The 13,819-nt window shown below is 60.4% G+C and carries 16 protein-coding genes; 11 read left to right on the forward strand and 5 right to left on the reverse strand.

Going from position 1 to position 13,819, the window contains the following annotated elements; all coding sequences use genetic code 11:
- Positions 1 to 74: 74 nt before the first annotated feature.
- The 3 genes from AC07V4_RS04215 to AC07V4_RS04225 all read right to left on the reverse strand — a co-directional run bounded on the left by AC07V4_RS04215 (position 75) and on the right by AC07V4_RS04225 (position 1,840).
- The gene (locus AC07V4_RS04215; protein ID WP_492637604.1) at positions 75 to 1,025 is read right to left on the reverse strand and encodes a phasin family protein; all 951 of its coding nucleotides are present in this window, start codon (positions 1,023 to 1,025) and stop codon (positions 75 to 77) included.
- A gap of 12 nt (positions 1,026 to 1,037) precedes the next feature.
- The gene (locus tag AC07V4_RS04220; RefSeq protein WP_492637605.1) at positions 1,038 to 1,460 is read right to left on the reverse strand and encodes a phasin family protein; all 423 of its coding nucleotides are present in this window, start codon (positions 1,458 to 1,460) and stop codon (positions 1,038 to 1,040) included.
- 104 nt (positions 1,461 to 1,564) lie between these two features.
- Positions 1,565 to 1,840, reverse strand: a complete 276-nt coding sequence (locus AC07V4_RS04225; RefSeq protein WP_060754559.1) for a polyhydroxyalkanoic acid system family protein — start codon at positions 1,838 to 1,840, stop codon at positions 1,565 to 1,567.
- Between the two features lie 144 nt (positions 1,841 to 1,984).
- On the opposite strand from AC07V4_RS04225, the gene ubiE reads away from it, so the two are divergent.
- The 11 genes from ubiE to AC07V4_RS04280 all read left to right on the forward strand — a co-directional run bounded on the left by ubiE (position 1,985) and on the right by AC07V4_RS04280 (position 12,082).
- The gene (gene ubiE / locus AC07V4_RS04230) at positions 1,985 to 2,755 is read left to right on the forward strand and encodes a bifunctional demethylmenaquinone methyltransferase/2-methoxy-6-polyprenyl-1,4-benzoquinol methylase UbiE (protein ID WP_003171186.1); all 771 of its coding nucleotides are present in this window, start codon (positions 1,985 to 1,987) and stop codon (positions 2,753 to 2,755) included.
- Entirely contained in the window at positions 2,755 to 3,378 is a 624-nt protein-coding gene (locus tag AC07V4_RS04235; RefSeq protein WP_431750490.1) for a ubiquinone biosynthesis accessory factor UbiJ, read from the forward strand. The genes ubiE and AC07V4_RS04235 overlap by 1 nt, the downstream gene beginning before the upstream one ends.
- Positions 3,375 to 4,979 carry a ubiquinone biosynthesis regulatory protein kinase UbiB gene (ubiB, locus tag AC07V4_RS04240; RefSeq protein WP_492637606.1) on the forward strand — a complete coding sequence of 535 codons (1,605 nt, stop codon included), beginning with the start codon at positions 3,375 to 3,377 and terminating at the stop codon, positions 4,977 to 4,979. Before AC07V4_RS04235 ends, ubiB begins: the two co-directional genes overlap by 4 nt.
- Positions 4,980 to 5,020: 41 nt before the next feature.
- Entirely contained in the window at positions 5,021 to 5,413 is a 393-nt protein-coding gene (gene hisI, locus AC07V4_RS04245) for a phosphoribosyl-AMP cyclohydrolase (RefSeq protein ID WP_431753164.1), read from the forward strand.
- A gap of 2 nt (positions 5,414 to 5,415) precedes the next feature.
- Positions 5,416 to 5,748 carry a phosphoribosyl-ATP diphosphatase gene (locus AC07V4_RS04250; protein ID WP_003187881.1) on the forward strand — a complete coding sequence of 111 codons (333 nt, stop codon included), beginning with the start codon at positions 5,416 to 5,418 and terminating at the stop codon, positions 5,746 to 5,748.
- Positions 5,749 to 5,773: 25 nt separating this feature from the next.
- The gene (locus AC07V4_RS04255) at positions 5,774 to 6,052 is read left to right on the forward strand and encodes a twin-arginine translocase TatA/TatE family subunit (RefSeq protein WP_053140487.1); all 279 of its coding nucleotides are present in this window, start codon (positions 5,774 to 5,776) and stop codon (positions 6,050 to 6,052) included.
- A 10-nt stretch (positions 6,053 to 6,062) separates the two neighbouring features.
- Entirely contained in the window at positions 6,063 to 6,464 is a 402-nt protein-coding gene (gene tatB / locus AC07V4_RS04260; protein WP_431753162.1) for a Sec-independent protein translocase protein TatB, read from the forward strand.
- Positions 6,461 to 7,249 (forward strand): twin-arginine translocase subunit TatC, encoded by a 789-nt coding sequence (tatC, locus tag AC07V4_RS04265; protein ID WP_431753161.1) that lies wholly within the window; start codon positions 6,461 to 6,463, stop codon positions 7,247 to 7,249. The genes tatB and tatC overlap by 4 nt, the downstream gene beginning before the upstream one ends.
- Complete coding sequence (locus tag AC07V4_RS04270) at positions 7,246 to 7,953, forward strand: 16S rRNA (uracil(1498)-N(3))-methyltransferase (RefSeq protein WP_492637607.1); 708 nt, start codon at positions 7,246 to 7,248, stop codon at positions 7,951 to 7,953. Before tatC ends, AC07V4_RS04270 begins: the two co-directional genes overlap by 4 nt.
- A 177-nt stretch (positions 7,954 to 8,130) precedes the next feature.
- The gene (locus tag AC07V4_RS04275; protein ID WP_495029357.1) at positions 8,131 to 10,047 is read left to right on the forward strand and encodes a methyl-accepting chemotaxis protein; all 1,917 of its coding nucleotides are present in this window, start codon (positions 8,131 to 8,133) and stop codon (positions 10,045 to 10,047) included.
- 127 nt (positions 10,048 to 10,174) lie between these two features.
- A complete protein-coding gene (locus tag AC07V4_RS04280) occupies positions 10,175 to 12,082 on the forward strand; it encodes a methyl-accepting chemotaxis protein (protein WP_492637608.1) in 1,908 nt (635 codons plus the stop codon).
- On the opposite strand, the gene AC07V4_RS04285 is transcribed toward AC07V4_RS04280, so the two are convergent.
- Positions 12,077 to 12,811 carry an amino acid ABC transporter ATP-binding protein gene (locus AC07V4_RS04285; RefSeq protein ID WP_017849892.1) on the reverse strand — a complete coding sequence of 245 codons (735 nt, stop codon included), beginning with the start codon at positions 12,809 to 12,811 and terminating at the stop codon, positions 12,077 to 12,079. The genes AC07V4_RS04280 and AC07V4_RS04285 overlap by 6 nt on opposite strands.
- On the reverse strand, positions 12,804 to 13,763 hold the full coding sequence (locus AC07V4_RS04290) for an amino acid ABC transporter permease (RefSeq protein ID WP_492637609.1): 960 nt from the start codon (positions 13,761 to 13,763) through the stop codon (positions 12,804 to 12,806). The genes AC07V4_RS04285 and AC07V4_RS04290 overlap by 8 nt, the downstream gene beginning before the upstream one ends.
- Between the last annotated feature and the right edge of the window lie 56 nt (positions 13,764 to 13,819).

The raw sequence follows: 13,819 nt of genomic DNA on the forward strand, positions 1-13,819 counted from the left end.
GTGCAGTGCTTATCCGATCGCAATGAAAAACGCCCAACCTTCACAGGCCGGGCGTTTTTTGTGCCCCGAAAGAATCAGGACTGACTGGATGGCGTCGGGGTTACCGGCGTTGCAGTCGAGGCAGTAGCCGCATGCGTCGGCGCGGACACCGAGTTGGCTGTTGAAGCAGCCGGTGCTGGCGTTGCAGGTTTGGCTGCAACAGCAGGCTTCGCTGCGGGCTTCTTGGCCACTGCTGGCTTCTTCGCCGCGGCAGGTTTCGCCGCAGGCTTGGCAGCTACAGGCTTTGCAACAGCTGGCTTGGCGACGGGTTTGGCCACGGCTGGCTTGGCTGCCGATTTCGCAACAGCCGGCTTGGCAGCAGGTTTGGCAGCGGCGGTTTTAGCCGCAGGCTTGGCAACGGCTTTAGCTGCAACTGGTTTAGCCGCAGGCTTGGCGGCCGGTTTAGCTGCCGCAGTTTTGGCGGCGGGTTTGGCCGCTGCTTTAGCCGGAGCCTTGGCCGCAGGTTTGGCAGCCGGCTTGGCGGCAGCTTTTACCAGAGGTTTGGCGGCGGCTTTTGCAGCAGGTTTGGCAGCGGCGGTTTTAGCGGCTGGCTTGGCAGCAGGTTTGGCCGCTGCGGTTTTGGCCGGAGCCACTTTAGCACCGGTGAGTTTTTCGATTTGCTTGGTCAGGGTATCGACCTTGCTGTGCAGCGTCTTCAACTCCGCTTTGCTGGGCACGCCCAGTCGCGAAATGGCACTGTTGAGACGTTTATCGAAAGTCTCTTCCAACTTGCCCCAAGTGTCAGAAATGCTCGACTTGGCAGAACCCGCGCTTGCCTTTGCCGCCTCTACTTTCTTACCCACTGTAGTCTTGGTCAACTTCTCGGCCTTCTCGCCGTCTTTAACCAGGGTCTCGAAGTATTTACCGCCGTCACTGCTAACCTTCGAGTACACGCCTAAACCAGCAAGCCAGATCTTACGGGAATATTTTTCAACTTCCCCGATCCACGAGCTGCCTTCTTTCTGAGTTTTCTTTTGAACAGCCATCCCGTTGTCTCCTTAGTGTTTACGCGCGACACGTTCGAGCAATGCCGTCAGCTCTTCGAGCTTAGCAGAGAGTGTCTCCACGTCATGTTTAGACGCAATGCCGATCCGATTCAAGGCACTTGCAACACGCGTGTCAAAGGCTTTTTCAACTTTATCCAGTTGAACTTCTACCAGGCCTTTGACGCTGGAGACATTACTCTTTACTTGGTCAATCTGACTGTTGGCAGCATCAAGTTGTTCAACCACAACTTTTTTGCCTTTACTTTCAACATGTTGACCAGTCTTGACCAGCTCCTTGAAGTACTCGCTACCCTCGCTGCCGACCTTGGCATACGCGCCAAGACCCGCCAGCCAGATCTTGCGGGCATAGCTTCTAACGTCACTCAGGGCAGTGGACTGAACGTCGGTTTTTTTCTTCAAAATAACTTTGGCCATGGTGCACCTCACGCAAAATAGGGTGGAGGAACGGCCCGCAGGAGTTGAGGGCTTGGGCACAAAGTAGGGCGAAAAATTAGAATCGGCACCCTAAGCGCAGTGAATCAAGCCAGCGCCTTATCCAATGCCTTCTCGATTTCAGACTTGATAGTGCCGCTCATGGCCGACATCAACAGGCCCAGTTCCACATCAATACGCAGCGACTCATCGGCCACTAACACGGTGCCTTTGACCCCCGAGCGCTTGAGGTTCAAGGTATCGCCGGACCACGACGGCTCCAGGCCATATTGCTCCTTGAGTTTGTGCGCCAACTTCTCGGCCTTCGCCCGTGCGCCTTCCTTACCCAAGGTATGTGCACGTTCAACGGTAATACGGGCCATTGCAATGACTCCTCTTTATAGCGAGTGGAACACCTGCCATGCGGCAAAAGGTCTCGATGACCGTCCATCTTACCTGCAGCCTTGCCAAGACAAAGCAGGTCGTGGGGATTATCATGTCCCGCATTCTCTTTTGGTGACAGCGATATGACTGATCAGCGCAAAGGCAGCGATGCCGAACCCACCACTCACTTCGGTTTCAAGAACGTCCCGGAAAGCCAGAAGGCGGAAAAAGTCGCTGAGGTGTTCCACTCCGTGGCCGCCAAGTACGACCTGATGAACGACGTGCTGTCGGGCGGCATGCACCGCCTGTGGAAGCGCTTCACCATCGAGCTGTCGGGCGTGCGCACCGGCAACCGTGTGCTGGACATCGCCGGCGGCACGGGCGATTTGGCCGCCAAGTTCTCCAAGCTCGTCGGCCCCACCGGCCAGGTGGTGCTGGCGGACATCAATGGTTCGATGCTCAAGGTCGGTCGCGACCGCCTGCTGGACAAAGGTGTCGCCGGCAATATCGAATTCGTCCAGGCCGACGCGGAAAAACTGCCGTTCCCGGACAACCATTTCGATTGCGTGACCATCGCCTTCGGCCTGCGCAACGTCACCCACAAGGAAGACGCGATCCGCTCCATGCTGCGCGTGCTCAAACCGGGTGGCCGCCTGTTGGTGCTGGAGTTCTCCAAGCCGACCAACGCGCTGATGTCCAAGGTCTACGACACCTACTCCTTCGCCTTCATGCCGTTGATGGGCAAGCTGATCACCAATGACGCCGAGAGCTATCGCTACCTGGCCGAGTCGATCCGCATGCACCCCGACCAGGAAACCCTGAAGTCGATGATGGTAGAAGCCGGTTTCGACCGCGTGACCTACCACAACATGACCTCCGGCATCGTCGCCCTGCATCGCGGCATCAAGCCCTGATGTTGCTCGCCGGTCTTCTCGCCAGCGTGGAACACGGCCTCAACCGTGTGCTGCGCCTGGACAGCACCGCCCTGGCGCGGCTCGCGCACCTCAACGGCAAGATCATTGCCGTCGACTGCCGCAGCCCTGCCTTGCAGCTGTTCATCCTGCCCAGCGATGAAGGCCTGCTGCTCGCCAGCGACTGGGCCGCCGAAGCCGACTGTACCCTGCGTGCGCCGGCGTCGAGCCTGTTGCACCTGGCCTTGAGCCGCAACAAGACCGCTATCCTGCACAGCGCCGAAGTGGAGCTGGAGGGCGACAGTTCAGTGCTGATGGACCTGGCTGCCGTGCTGCAAGACCTGGAACTGGATTGGGAGTATGAGCTGTCACGTTGGATCGGCCCCGTCGCCACCCAACTGATCAGCGGCCACCTGCGCAGCCGCAAACGCTGGTACCAGCAAGGCTTCGCCAGCCTCAACCAGAACCTTGCCGAATACTTGAGCGAAGAATCGCGCACCCTGGTCGGAGAACGGGAAGCGCAAGCGCGCTTTCGTGAACTCGACAAGGCCAAAATCGACCTGGAACGCCTTGAGGCCCGCTTCGAGCGCCTGAGTCGTTCCCTTGATCCAAGCGATAACGCATGAAGCTGCTCGCCGTCCGCCGTTTGTTTCGTATCCAGCGCGTCGTAATCCGCTACCGCCTCGATGACCTGCTGTTCGCCCTGCCCTTGCCGTGGTTCCTGCTTGCGGTGCGCTACGTGCTGCCGTGGCGCTGGTTCCCGCGCAAGCCGCTGGAGCTGAGCCGTGGCGCACGTCTACGCCTGGCGTTGCAGGACCTGGGGCCGATCTTCATCAAGTTCGGGCAGATCCTCTCCACCCGCCGCGACCTGCTGCCGGAAGACATCGCCGACGAGTTGATGCTGCTGCAGGACCGCGTGCCGCCGTTCGACTCCCAGCAGTCGATGACGCTGATCGAAGAACAGTTAGGCAAGAAGATCAGCGAAGTATTCAGCCGTTTCGATGTCGACCCGCTGGCCTCGGCTTCCGTGGCTCAAGTACACGCCGCGCAACTCAAGACCGGCGAAGAAGTGGTGGTGAAGGTCATCCGCCCGGGCCTCAAGCCCATCATCGGCCAGGACCTGGCGTGGTTGTTCATCCTCGCCCGCGCTGCCGAGCGCTTCTCTGCCGACGCGCGCCTGCTGCATCCGGTGGACGTGGTTGCCGACTACGAGAAAACCATCTACGACGAACTCGACCTGCTGCGCGAAGCGGCCAATGCCAGCCAGCTCAAGCGCAACTTCGAAGGCTCGCCGCTGCTGTACGTGCCGCAAGTGTATTGGGACTGGTGTCGCCCCAAAGTGCTGGTGATGGAGCGCATCTACGGTGTGCAAGTCACCGACCTCGCCACCCTGGCCGACCAGCGTACCGACATGAAGATGCTCGCCGAGCGCGGTGTAGAGATCTTCTTCACCCAGGTATTCCGCGACAGCTTCTTCCACGCCGACATGCACCCGGGCAACATCTTCGTCAGCACCGTGAACCCGTGGAGCCCGCAGTACATTGCGATCGACTGCGGCATCGTCGGCAGCCTGACCCCGGAAGACCAGGACTATCTGGCGCGCAACCTGTTCGCCTTCTTCAAGCGTGACTACCGCCGCGTGGCGCAGTTGCACATTGATTCGGGCTGGGTGCCAGCGGAGACCAAACTCAATGAATTCGAAGCAGCGATCCGCACCGTATGCGAGCCGATCTTTGAAAAACCGTTAAAAGATATTTCCTTTGGCCAGGTGCTGATGCGCCTGTTCCAGACCGCCCGGCGCTTCAATATGGAAGTGCAGCCGCAGTTGGTCTTGCTGCAAAAAACCTTGCTGAACATCGAAGGCCTGGGCCGTCAGTTGTACCCGGACCTCGACCTGTGGAACACCGCCCAGCCGTTCCTGGAACGCTGGATGCGCGAGCGGGTCAGCCCGAAAACCTTGATTGGCAACCTGCACAGCCAGTTCGAACAGCTGCCGCACCTGGCCAACATGACCCGCGACCTGCTTGAGCGTATGTCCCAGCCCCACGCCCAAGACCCGGCACCGACGCGGCAAAAGCGTAAGGACGACTGGTTCCTGCGCCTGCTGGGCGGCGCGCACCTGGCGGGCGGTGTGATACTGGCCATCGGTGGACCGCTGAATGAGCTGGGTCACTGGCCAGCCGGCATCATGATCGCGGTGGGTGTTTATCTGATCGTGCGTCGATAGCCGATCCGGTTATACACTGTCGCAAATTGCCGGAGCCGAACATGAAAGACTGGCTGGACGAGATCAAGTGGGACAATGACGGCCTGGTGCCGGCCATTGCCCAGGACTACAAGACCGGGCGCGTGCTGATGATGGCCTGGATGAACCGCGAGGCCCTGAGCCTCACCGCCGCTGAGCAGCGCGCCATCTACTGGTCACGTTCGCGTGGCAAACTGTGGCGCAAGGGCGAAGAGTCCGGGCACGTGCAGACCCTGCACGAGATGCGCATCGACTGCGACGCCGACGTGGTGATCCTGATGGTCGAGCAGATCGGCGACATCGCCTGCCATACCGGCCGTCACAGCTGCTTCTATCGCGTGTTCGAGAACGGCGCATGGAAGGTTGTGGAACCGGTGCTCAAAGACCCGCACGCCATCTACTCCGCAGGACACTGAACATGAGCGATACCCTGAACCGTGTGGCCCAGGTGCTGGAAGACCGCAAAGGCGCGGACGCCGACAGCTCCTATGTCGCCAGCCTGTACCACAAGGGTCTGAACAAGATTCTGGAAAAACTTGGCGAAGAATCCGTCGAGACAATCATCGCCGCCAAAGATGCGCAAATCAGCGGCGATTACAGCGATGTAATCTATGAGACCGCCGACTTGTGGTTCCATAGCCTGGTCATGCTCGCCCAACTGGGGCAGCACCCACAGGCCGTGCTGGACGAACTGGACCGTCGCTTCGGCTTGTCCGGACACGCCGAGAAGGCCTCGCGCCCGTCCGCCTGAATAACTTTCACAGAGGAATTGCAGCATGGGCATTTTTGACTGGAAACACTGGATCGTCATTCTGGTGGTGGTGGTACTGGTGTTCGGCACCAAGAAACTCAAGAACCTGGGCACCGACGTGGGCGAGTCGATCAAGGGCTTTCGCAAAGCCATGAACGACGACGAAAAACCGGCCGACCCGGCCGCCAACCCGGTGCCACCGGCGCAGCCTGTGCACCCGCAGGCTACCCAGCCGATCACCGAGCGTCGCACCTTCGACGTGCAGGCTGAGAAAGTCCAAGAGCCGACCCGCAAAGACTCGTGAGCACTGACTAATGTTTGGTATCAGCTTCTCTGAACTGCTACTCGTCGGCCTCGTGGCCTTGCTGGTGCTGGGGCCGGAACGCCTGCCCGGTGCAGCGCGCACGGCCGGCCTGTGGATCGGGCGCCTGAAACGCAGTTTCAACGCAATCAAACAGGAAGTTGAACGGGAAATCGGCGCCGACGAGATCCGTCGCCAACTGCACAACGAACACATTCTGTCGTTGGAACAGGAAGCCCGGAAAATCCTGTCGCCGGTACAGGAGCCGGCCAAACCGGTGGAACCTGTGGCCGAAAACAGCATTGCGCCAGCCCCCGTCGCAGAAGCCACGCCCCCTGCGCCAACCGAGCCTGCGCCGACGCCTGTCGCGTCGCCCGCGCCCCATGACCCTACATTGCCGCCGCGAGCCCCATGAGCGCTGATAAACCGGAAAACGACCAGCACATGCCGCTGGTCTCGCACCTCACCGAGCTGCGTACCCGCCTGCTGCGTTGCGTAGCGGCCATCTTCATCATCTTTGCCGGGCTGTTCGCCTTTACCCAGCAGATCTATACCTTCGTCTCCACGCCATTGCGCCAGTACTTGCCGGCAGGCGCGACGATGATCGCCACCGATGTGTCGTCGCCGTTCCTCACGCCGCTGAAGCTGACCATGATGGTCTCGCTGTTCCTGGCGATCCCGGTGATCCTGCATCAGATCTGGGGCTTTATCGCGCCGGGCCTGTACAAGCATGAGAAGCGCATCGCCGTACCGTTGCTGGTGTCGAGCATCCTGCTGTTCTACACCGGCATGGCGTTCGCCTACTTCCTGGTGTTTCCGCTGATCTTCAAATTCTTCGCCGCCGCCACCCCGGCCGGCGTGGAGATGATGACCGACATCACCAGTTACCTCGACTTCGTGATGACGCTGTTCTTTGCCTTTGGCGTGGCCTTCGAAATTCCGGTGGCCGTAGTGCTGCTGGTATGGATCGGTGTGGTCGACGTCAAATACCTGCGCAAGATCCGCCCGTACGTGATCATTGGCTGCTTTGTGGTCGGTATGATCCTGACCCCACCGGATATCTTCTCGCAGACCTTGCTGGCCGTTCCGATGTGGATGTTGTTCGAAATCGGCATCCTGTTCGGCAGCCTGGTGAGCAAGCGCGGCGAGCACCCGGATGACCAAACCGACGACGACCAGCCGCCGGCGACCCAGCCGTGAACCTGCTGCTACTAGAAGAGGCCGACTTTATCGCGGCCGACCGAGTGGTCCTGCGTGATCGCCGCCTGGTGCACATGCAGGAAGTTCACCGTGCCGCCGTCGGCGACAGCCTGCGCGTCGGCCGCATCGGCGGGCTGATGGGCAATGCGCAATTGCTGCGCCTGGAAGCGGCTGAAGCCGAGCTGCAAGTCAGCTTCGACCAGCCGCCGCCGGCCAAGCTGCCCCTGACGCTGTTACTGGCCCTGCCACGCCCGAAAATGCTGCGCCGAGTGCTGCAAACCGTCGCGGCCATGGGCGTGCCGAAAGTGGTGCTGATCAACAGCTACCGCGTGGAAAAAAGTTTCTGGCAAACCCCGTTCCTGGAACCTGAAGCCATTCGTGAGCAATTGATTCTGGGCCTGGAACAGGCGCGAGATACGGTGCTGCCCGAGATCATTATCGAAAAACGCTTCAAGCCGTTCGTTGAAGACCGTTTGCCGGCCATGACCGCAGGCACCCTGGGCCTGATCGGCCATCCCGGTGATTACCCGGCCTGCCCGCGTGGGCTGGATGAAGCGGTCACGCTAGCCATTGGCCCCGAGGGAGGCTGGATTCCCTACGAAGTGGACCTGCTGACCAAGGCCGGCTTGCAGCCCGTGCAACTGGGTGCACGCATCCTGCGGGTCGAAACCGCCGTCACCGCCCTGCTCGCCCGCCTGTTCTAAACACTGTGGGAGGGGGCTTGCCCCCGATAGCGTCGGGTCAGCCAACACTTCTAGTACTGAGCCACCGCCATCGGGAGCAAGCCCCCTCCCACACTGGTGCAGCTTCGCTACAGAATCCCCAATGCAGGCCGATAACCTTTGAATAAGTCCAAGCCTTGTTCCAAAGGAGATCGCAGCATGTATCGTTGGTTAGCCGCAAAACTGGGGAATGTGAGCGTCAATCGCAAGCTGAGCATTGGCTTTGGCTTGGTGTTGATCCTGACGCTGTTGATCACCTTCACCGGCTGGACCGGCCTCGGCGACGTGATCAGCCGCGGCGACAAGCTGGGTTTTATCTCCAGCCTCAACAGCCTGACCAAAGACCTGCGACTGGCACGCCTGGACTTCGAGATGCGTCGCGGCGAGCAAGGCACGGATGCGGTCAATGGCCTGCTCACGCAGTTGGACAGTGGCCTGAAAACCGCCGAAGCCCTGATCGAACAGCCCGACGACAAGGCCCTGGTCGAGCAACAACTGGAAGCCCTGAATCAATTTAAAAAGGCCTTCGCCGCCATGGTCCAGGCCGGTCTCAAGCGCGAAGGCGCCCGCAGCCAACTGGGCGATACCGCCGACAATGCCGTGGCCAAGATCAACGAGATCGAAAAAACCTTGCTGCAGGGCGACAGCGTCGCCCAATTCAATAGCGTGGTGGACTTGAGCAAGCTGATCCAGCAATCGCGCTTCCAGGTTCGCGGCTACACCTACAGCGGCAAGACGGAAGCCGAACAGCCAGCCCTGGATGCCATCGACAACGCCCTGAAAAAAATCAGCGAACTGCAAGGCCAACTACCGGCGCCGTACCAGGCGAACCTGCAAGAATCCGGCGTGTCACTGCAAGCCTATCGCGCTGCCGTCAGCCAGTATCGTGACTCCCAGGTCGCCAGCGCGGCAGCCTTGGCGACGATGAACGCCCAAGGCGACATCCTGCTGAGCCACAGCGAAAAACTCACCACGTCGCAAACGGCAGTGCGTGATGCTGACGCGGCGCAGGCCAAACAACTGTTGCTGCTGGCCACCGTGTTGGCGTTGGTTTTCGGTATGGTCGCCGCCTGGGCCATCACCCGCCAGATCGTCATCCCATTGAACCAGACCCTCAAAGTCGCAGAGCGCGTGGCCTCTGGCGACCTGAGCCACAACCTCGACTCTTTGCGCCAAGACGAATTGGGCCAATTGCAACGCGCCATGCAAAGCATGACCGTGGGCCTGCGCGAGCTGATCGGCGGCATCAGCGACGGCGTGACACAGATCGCCAGCGCCGCCGAGCAGCTGTCAGCCGTGACCGAACAGACCAGCGCCGGGGTCAACAGCCAGAAGGTCGAAACCGACCAGGTGGCCACCGCCATGAACGAAATGGCCGCTACCGTGCAGGAAGTGGCGCGTAACGCCGAAGAAGCCTCCGAAGCCGCCGTGGCCGCTGACCAACAGGCCCGTGAAGGCGACAAGGTAGTCGGTGAAGCCATTGCCCAGATCGAACGCCTGGCCAGCGAAGTCGGCAACTCCACGGCGGCCATGGGCAATCTGAAGCGCGAAAGCGACAAGATCGGCAGCGTGCTCGATGTGATCAAGTCGGTGGCCCAACAAACCAACCTGCTCGCGCTGAACGCGGCGATTGAAGCCGCACGCGCGGGTGAGGCCGGACGCGGTTTCGCGGTGGTGGCTGATGAAGTGCGCAGCCTGGCCCAGCGCACCCAGAAGTCCACCGAAGAGATCGAAGAGCTGATCGTCGGCCTGCAAGGCGGCACCCAGCATGTGGCAACCATCATGGACAACAGCCGCAGCCTGACCGACAGCAGCGTCGAGCTGACCCGCCGCGCAGGCAGCGCCTTGGCGAGCATCACCCGCACGGTCTCGACCATCCAGGCGATGAACTCGCAGATCGCCACCGCCGCCGAACAACAAAGCGCCGTGGCCGAGGAGATCAACCGCAGCGTGCTGAACGTGCGCGACGTGTCGGAGCAAACGTCGTCGGCCAGTGAAGAGACCGCCGCATCCAGTGCAGAACTGGCGCGCCTGGGCATCTATTTGCAGACCTTGGTCGGGCGCTTCCGCGTCTGAGCTTTTAATCGCGGCGGCCAATCAAGGCCGCCGCAATTTATGAAACTTCCTACGCAGTTATCAGCCCGCCATCACCTCGAATCGTTTTAGCGTTTCAACGGAACGCTTTTCTGATTGGAGGTACATCATGTTTTCTCGGCTGACCCGCTTGCTGGTCAATGCCAGTGTCCGCCTTAAGCTCATCCTGGGCTTCGGCCAAGTACTGATCCTCAGCTGCCTGATCGCCGTTACAGGCTGGCAAGCATTGAATGACGCGCTGTATCGCTCCAGCAACTTGACGACCCTAGGGCAGCTGGCTCTCGACACTGAGGCCATGCGCGCTGATCGCATCGTATACCGCACCCTTACGGACGCCGACAGCCTGGGCAAGATGGCGATTAAGATTGAGCAAATTGATAGGCACCTGGCCTACCTTTCAAGCCGTTTGAAAGACCCCGCCGACCTGCAACGCCTGCAAGAAGCGACGCGACTGGTTACCGGTTTCAAGGCGGCATTGGTGGAACTGCCGCCCTTGATCGAGCAACGAGACAGCATTCGCCCTTCACTCAGAAGAGCTGCACTACAGGCCAGCGATACACTCGCCCAGCTCGCCAGCGAACTACCCGACCAACAAGACGAGCAAGCCTTGGAAGCCATTGAGCACCTGCGCCAAGCCATGGAGCAGGCCGAGAATCGCACTCAGAGCCCCGCGTGGGCCGCGCAATCGCTGCAAGCCTACGCCGAGGCCATTACCAAGGCCTTTGAGGCCCTGGAGGTCGCCCAGACCGCCGTCACCACACTGCCCGTCGACTCGGCCCTGCTCAAAACCGACCTGGCCAACTATCGCGAGCAATTGGCCAAGCTCAAGGAAGCTCAGCTCAACACTGAAGCCGTGCAAAACCGTTTTGAACAACAGCTCAATGACCTGCGCCAGCACAACCAACTGCTCAGTGAAGGCCAGAACGCCAGGCGCGATGACGAAGCGAGCCACACACGTCTACTGCTGGTCAGCGTCACAGTGTCTGCCTTGCTATTAGGCGCCCTGGCCGCGTGGTGGATCGCGCGACAGATTGCCGTGCCGCTGCGCGAAATCCTCACGGCCGCCCATCGTGTCGCCGACGGTGACCTGAGCCACGACATCGAGGTGGAGCGCCGCGACGAACTGGGTCAATTACAGCAAAGCATTCGGACAATGACCCGTAACCTGCGCACACTGATCAGCAACATCGGCGACAGCGCACGACAGATCGCCAGCGCCGCTACACAACTGTCCACTGTCACCGAGCAGACCCGTGACGGGATCAGCGTCCAAAAAGACGAAACCGATCAAGTGGCCACAGCCATGAATGAAATGCTCGCCACTGCCCAGGAGATTGCCCGACATGCCGAGCTGGCCTCGACGGCGGCAAATAGTGCTGACCAGCAGACCAGCGCCGGTGACAAAGTGATCACCCAGGCGACTGAGCAAATCGGCTGCTTGGCCAGCGAAATGGCACTCTCCAGCCGGGCCATGCTCGCCTTGCAGCAAGAGGGCCAAAAAATCGGCAGCGTGCTGGACGTGATCAAGTCGGTATCCCAGCAAACCAACCTATTGGCCTTGAACGCCGCCATTGAAGCCGCACGGGCGGGCAGCGCCGGCGAAGGCTTTGCCGTGGTAGCCGACGAAGTACGCAGTCTGGCCCAGCGCACCCAGGAGTCCGCTGAAGAAATCGAAGGGTTGATTCTGGGCTTGCACACCGGCACCCAGCGAGTGGCGGACATCATGGACAGCAGTCGCAACCTCACCGACAACAGCGTCGGCCTGACCCGCGATGCGAGTGATGCACTGGCCGCGATAGCCCGCACTGTGTCGATCATTCAGGAAATGAACCCGCAGATTGCGGCCGCCGCCGAGCAGCAAAGCGCGGTGACTGAGGAGATCAATCGTAGCGTGTTGAAAGTACGGGATGTGACGGAACAAACGGCCGCCGCCAGTGAGGAAACGGCGGCCGCCAGTGTTCAATTGACGAAGTTGAGCCTGGATCTACAGGCCCTAGTGGGCAGATTCCAGCTATAGGACCTGGCGCAGAAAGGCCTGGGCCCGCGGGTCTTTCGGTGCATCGAAGAACTCGGCCGGCGAGGCATCCTCCAGCAACTTGCCGTGATCGAAGAACAGCACCCGGTCCGCCACTTCACGGGCAAAACCCATTTCATGGGTGACGCAGACCATGGTCATGCCTTCCAGGGCCAGGGTTTTCATCACGTCCAACACTTCACCGACCATTTCCGGGTCGAGGGCCGAGGTGGGCTCATCGAACAGCATCACCTTGGGCTCCATTGCCAAGGCGCGAGCGATAGCTACGCGCTGCTGCTGGCCGCCGGACAGGCGTGATGGAAATTCGTTGGCCTTTTGCGCAATGCCGACCTTTTCCAGCAACGCCAGGGCCTTGGCCTCACGCTCTTTCTTACCACGCTTGCGCACGACCTTTTGCGCCAGGCACAGGTTTTCCAGCACGGTCATGTGGGGGAACAGGTTGAAGTGCTGGAACACCATGCCGACTTCGCGGCGATAAGCGTTCACGTCGGTTTTCGGGTCGGCCAGTTGCAGGCCGTCGATGCTTACCGAGCCCGAGTCGAACTCCTCCAGGCCATTGAGACAGCGCAGGAAGGTGGACTTGCCGGAGCCTGATGGGCCGATCACCACCAGCACTTCGCCCTTGGCCACCTGGGTGGTCACATGGTCCACCGCACGCACGACATGACCACGGGTGTCGAAGACTTTTACCAGATCGCGGACTTCAATCACTTTGCGCGAGCCTCCGCTCAAGCCGGCTGGCCATTTTCGACAGCGGCAGGTTGATCAGCAGGTACAGGCCTGCCACACAGAACAGGATTTCAAATGGCGAGAACGAGGTGGTGATCACTTCACGGCCGCTTTTGAGCAGCTCGGTAATGGCGATCACCGACACCAGCGACGTGTCTTTGACCAGGCTGATAAATTGCCCGGCCAGTGGCGGCAGCACGCGCTTGAAGGCTTGCGGCAACACCACATGGCGCATCGACTGGCTGGCGCTCAAGCCCAGGGAACGTGCGGCTTCGTTCTGGCCACGGGTGATGGACTGCACACCCGCACGGACGATTTCCGCCACATAGGCACCGGTGAACAGCGACAACGCAGCAACCCCGGCGAACTCCCGGGACAGGTTGAGAACCGTACCGATGAAGAAATAGAAAATGAAAATCTGCACCAACAGGGGTGTGCCGCGTACCAGTTCGACGTAGATCGTCGACAGATCGCGCAAAGTCGGATTATTGGAGAGGCGGCACAAACCGGTCGCCAAGCCAATCGCCAAGCCCAATATCCCGGACACCACCGACAGCCACAAGGTGGTCCACAAGCCCCACATCAGTGGCCCCAATGCCCAATGCCGGGTCACGCCGACCACGTCGCCTTCGGCCACGTCATCGCCACGTGCCACTTGCAGGCTGTTGTCAGCCACGGTCAGCTTTTGTTCCGCGCCGGCGTCGTTGCGCAGGGTGACTTCGGCCACATCGCCTTTGCGCACCAATTCAACGACGGTGGAAATATCAGCGGCACGCTGGGATGTTTCGGCCTGATAAGCGAAGTACTGCGGCACGCGATTCCAGCGCCATTCGTAGGACATCAACGAAGTGGCGTAGTACAAGGCACCGGCCAGGCCAACCAGCACGACCACGGTCAGCAGGTGCCAGGGCCATTGGGCTTTTTTCTGTTTCATTTCACTTTCCGGGATTGGTGTCGCTTGTCAGGCCGTCATCGCGGGCAAGCCCGCTC

It is taken from the genome of Pseudomonas sp. GW821-FHT03A09, from assembly GCF_059421065.1.